The 4,389-nt window shown below is 74.4% G+C and carries 5 protein-coding genes; 1 reads left to right on the plus strand and 4 read right to left on the minus strand.

The window, feature by feature from the left end; translation table 11 throughout:
• Window positions 1-70 precede the first annotated feature (70 nt).
• The 4 genes from HTZ82_RS23730 to HTZ82_RS23745 all read right to left on the minus strand — a co-directional run bounded on the left by HTZ82_RS23730 (window position 71) and on the right by HTZ82_RS23745 (window position 4,006).
• On the minus strand, window positions 71-2,344 hold the full coding sequence (locus HTZ82_RS23730; protein ID WP_175411451.1) for a hypothetical protein: 2,274 nt from the start codon (window positions 2,342-2,344) through the stop codon (window positions 71-73).
• Window positions 2,341-3,024: an ABC transporter ATP-binding protein gene (locus HTZ82_RS23735; protein WP_175411452.1), complete on the minus strand. Its 684-nt coding sequence runs from the start codon at window positions 3,022-3,024 to the stop codon at window positions 2,341-2,343. Before HTZ82_RS23735 ends, HTZ82_RS23730 begins: the two co-directional genes overlap by 4 nt.
• Window positions 3,025-3,029: 5 nt before the next feature.
• Entirely contained in the window at window positions 3,030-3,383 is a 354-nt protein-coding gene (locus HTZ82_RS23740) for a hypothetical protein (protein ID WP_175411453.1), read from the minus strand.
• Window positions 3,384-3,601: 218 nt separating this feature from the next.
• Complete coding sequence (locus HTZ82_RS23745; RefSeq protein WP_175411454.1) at window positions 3,602-4,006, minus strand: globin; 405 nt, start codon at window positions 4,004-4,006, stop codon at window positions 3,602-3,604.
• Between the two features lie 81 nt (window positions 4,007-4,087).
• Here HTZ82_RS23745 and HTZ82_RS23750 point away from each other — a divergent pair.
• The coding region (locus HTZ82_RS23750; protein ID WP_175410252.1) for a transposase at window positions 4,088-4,389 on the plus strand (302 nt) is incomplete at its 3' end.

A 4,389-nucleotide genomic window follows, 5' to 3' on the forward strand; every position in this document is an offset into this window, starting at 1 on the left:
GTCCGCGCCGCTCCGCGCCGGGTCCGCCCCGGGGCCGGGCCGGGGCCGCGCCGGTCCGCGCTGGTCCTCGTCAGTCCCCGTGCGGCACCCACCGGTGCGTGAATCGGGCCGCCAGCAGGCCGCCCGCCACCGTCGCCGCCGCGCACACCGCCACGGCCACCGCGAGTCCGCCCGCCAGCACGGGCACCGGCGAGTCGGCCGTCGGCGCCAGGAACCCCACGCTGAACGCGGCCAGCACCCCCGCGAACAGCGTCGCCAGCACCATCGCGCACAGCGTCGGCACGCCCATGCCCCACCACGCGACTCGCAGATGGAACCGCACCCCGGACGTGTACCCGGCCAGCGGCCGCAACGCGTCGGCCCGGTCCAGGAACGCGTGCAACAGCCCCGTGACACCGGTCAGCGCCAGCAGCACGAAGCCGATCGCCGCCACGAGCACGGCCCAGTCCCCGATCCGGGCGTTGGCGGAGCCGCCGACCGTGAACGACTCGCCGGGCGTGCCGACATCCGGCAGGGCCAGATGGGCCTGGGCGGCTCGCTCCACCCGCTCCCGGCCGTCCGCGGTCGCCGGCAGGATGACGAACGGTCCGTTCCCCGGCAGGAGTTCGTCCGGCGAAGTCGTCGCCTGCACGCTCACGGGGCCGAAGTGCATCCACCGCAGGGCTTCCGTCAGCGGTGTGCGCTGACGGAAGACGTACGGGGGCTGGTCCGCCGCCTCCCTGGGACAGGCGCGCAGCGGCGCGAGCGCCGCCAGGTCCTCGCAACTGCCGCGCAGCACCGTCCCCTTCCCCGACGCGTCCGACCGGATCCGCAGGACACGGTCACCGGAATCGAGCGCGGCCAGGAAGCGGCCGACGGACTCCTCACCCGTGGGCGCGGCGGTCACCTGCAGCAGCCGCCCGTCCAGATGGCGGGCGAGCGCGGCGGCCTCCCGCGCGGGCCCGGAGAGGTGCGTGACGAAGACATGCGCCTGCGCGACGAGCCCCAGCAGGACGGCGAGCGCCGCGCACGTGCGGGTGATCACGCCGGGACGGGAGGCGGCCCAGCGCCCGCCGAGAAGCCGGGCCGCGTCACCCCGGCCGCGCCGGCCGCCGGTCAGCCGCCCGGCGATCCCGGCTGCCGCCCGCCCCAGCAGCGGCGGAAGTCCCGCCAGGGCGAGCACCACGCCGACGAGGAACAGCCGGACGCCCACCTGGAACCCGATCATCGCGCCCCACAGCGCGCACAGCGTGCCGAGCCCGCACACGTACCCGGGCCAGGCCGGCGTCCGTTCCCGGCCGGGCCGCGGGCGGTTCCCCTCCGCCACGCCCCCGCCGATCCGCAGATGCAGCGCGGCGAACAGCACGCACAGCGCCGCCCACACGGCCACCAGCGTCAGCGGGAACCACCAGCGCACCGGCGCCAGATCGGCCGCCGCGATCTCGTACCCGGTGAGCGGCAGCCGCAGCCCGGTCAGCGTCGGAATCGTCAGCGGTACGGCGGCGAGTACGGTGCCCGCCGCCAGCGGCCGCAGACACTCCCCGGCCGCGATCCTGGCCCGCACCGACCGCCCCGCCCCGATGGCGTGCAGTATGGCCAGCCGCCGGTCACGCTCCCGCGCGCCGAGCCGGGAGGCGACGACGAGCAGCACCATCACCGGCAGGCCGACGAACGGGGCCATCAGCAGGTGCAGGTCGCCCTCGGCCCGGTCGAAGGTCTGGCTGTGGAACAGGGCCGCACGCTCCGGCGGCGCGCCGAAGCCGACGGCTCCGAGACCGGCCGTTTCGCCCATGCCGACACCCGGCGGAGGGCGGCGGTACACGAACAGTTCGCCAGGGTCGGCCAGACCGTCCGGAGCGATGGTCCCGGCGAGGACGCCGTACCGGGTCGCCGCCTCCGGCATGGCGGCGAGCAGCGCGGGGGACACGTACGCCTCCCCGGGCTGCGGCCAGCGCGGCAGCCCGGGCGGCAGGGGCGCTCCCGAAGCTCCCGGCGCTCCCGGCGCGGCCGGCGCGGCCGGCACGACCGGCACGACCGGCTCGACCGGCTCGATGTTCACCACGGATAAGCTCCGGCCGTCCCACGTGTCCCCGGGGTCAGACCAGCGCAACAGGACGTCGCGGGAGTCGTCGGGGGCGGCCATGACCGGCACCCGGGCCGACAGCCGCGCGTCCCGCGCCTCGTACACGGCGTGCGTGACCTGGAGCCCCCACACCAGGACCGCCGCGCCCGCCGCGGCGAGCACCAGGCACAGCGCCTGCACGGTGCCGCGCGGGTCCCGGCCCCCGGACGACGCGCGGCGCCCCACCGCCAGCAACTGGGCCGTCGCGCCGCGCCGCGTGGCGCTCACGCGGGGGCCGCTCACGCGGGGGCCTCCGTGGTGTCGCGCAGCGCGGTGTCGCGCAGGGTGAGCCGCCGGTCGGCGTAGTGGGCGACCACGGGATTGTGGGTGACCACGACCACCGTGCAGCCGTACCGGGCGGGCAACCCGAACAGCAGGGCGCACACGTCGTCCGTGGCGTGCTCGTCCAGCGCCCCGGTCGGCTCGTCCGCGAGGATCAGCGGCGGCCGCGTGGACAGGGCCCGGGCCACGGCGACCCGCTGGCGCTCGCCGCCGGACAGGACGCCCGCCCGCGAGTCCGCCACCGCGCCGACGCCCAGCTCGTCCAGCAGCCGCTCGGCCGTCCCGTACGCCTCGCGCCGCGCCGCGCCGGCGATCAGCAGCGGCAGGGCGGCGTTCTCGACGGCGCTCAGGTCGGGCAGCAGCTCGCCGAACTGGTAGACGAAGCCGACGGTCCGGAGCCGCCACGCCGCGGCCTTGGCCGGCCGCAGCGTGGCGAGGTCCGTACCGCACACCTCGATCGTCCCGGCCTCGGGGCGGTGCAGCCCGGCGAGACAGGACAGGAGCGTCGACTTGCCGCTGCCGCTCGGGCCCGTGACGGCGACGGACTCGCCGGGCACGGCCGTCAGCGCGGCGTCACGCAGCAGGATGCGGCCGCCGGCCGCGCAGGTGAGACCGGAGACGTTCAGGGTGCGGGCGGGCATGGTCCTCAGCGGTGCTCGTGCCAGCTGGAGCAGGTGTCCGGCAGCCAGGGGAGGTTCTGACAGGTCTGGAGGCGGTACACGGAATAGGTGCCTGTGGTGGACGTCCGGCAGAACCCGTGCCCGCGGTTCTCCTCCATGCGGACGGTGGTGCCCGGGAACGTCCGCTGGAAGTTGACGAACACGCTGGCGCCGTCCGCCTCGCGGTCGCACACACCCGCGTACTTGTGGGTCCGGCCGATGTAGCCGAAGTTGTCGCCCGAGTACACGTAGTAGGTGTCGCCGTGGGCCGCCCCCGCCCCGAACAGAGCGGTCGCGGCACCGATCAGCACCACACCCAGGCGCATGGTTCTCCGTCGCACGTTGAACCTCCACAGGATGCACAGAAGAGAGGCATCCGCAGCAGAGACGCGGATGCCTGTTCGATGTGTTGTGGCTGTGAACTTATGCGGTGGGTGGGGTAGCTGGGAGGTGAAGCGGCGGCCTTGTCCGGAACGGAGCGCCCCACTTGCGTCCGGCCTGGCGGTCTCGCTCGCTGTAGGGCCGGGGAATGGCCGGGACTCTCCGCGCCCGCTCGGTCTCAGTCCGCGCTGTTCACCATCGACGCCGCCGCGTACGTCAGGTAGTTCCACAGCTGCCGTTCCAGCTCCTCGGGCAGCCCGAGCTCGTCCACAGCGACCCGCATGTGCTTCAGCCAGGCGTCGTGCGCCGCCCGGTCGACCACGAACGGCGCGTGCCGCATCCGCAGCCGCGGGTGCCCACGGTGGTCGCTGTACGTGCGGGGGCCGCCCCAGTACTGCATCAGGAACAGCGCGAGCCGCTCCTCGGCCGGGCCCAGATCCCCCTCCGGGTACATCGGCCGCAGCAGGGGATCCTCGGCGACGCCCTGGTAGAAGCGGTGGACGAGGCGCCGGAACGTCTCCTCGCCGCCCACCTGCTCGTAGAACGTCTGCTCCTGGAGTGTGCCGCGCGGAATCTCATTCACCCTCCCATCGTCTCAGACCAGCCGGAGGAGGACCCGGGCCCTAGGCCGTTTCCTTCGGATCATCTGATCGTTGGTTGATGCGTGTCGTTGACTGACGCCCAGTGGGCACGCATCGAGCCGTTGCTGCCGGACCGGACACCGAAGCGGGGTGGCCGGTGGCGGGACCACCGGCAGGTGATCGACGCGATCGCCTTCAAGTACCGCACCGGCACTCCGTGGATGGAGCTGCCCGAGCACTTCGGCTCATGGAAAGGCGCCCACAACCGGCTGCGGAAATGGGCCGCCGACGGCACCTGGGAGAAGGTCTTCACCGCCCTGCTCGCCCAGGCCGACGCCGAAGGCGACCTCGACTGGGTCGTCGCGGTCGACTCCACGATCGTCCG

Origin of the sequence: Streptomyces sp. TRM64462 (assembly GCF_013362995.1) — a bacterium.
GTDB lineage: Bacteria > Actinomycetota > Actinomycetes > Streptomycetales > Streptomycetaceae > Streptomyces.

Bases quoted from the DNA above. Each gene is read 5' to 3' on its own strand.
- HTZ82_RS23735 (WP_175411452.1), bottom strand. From the start codon at position 3,024: ATGCCCGCCCGCACCCTGAACGTCTCCGGTCTCACCTGCGCGGCCGGC.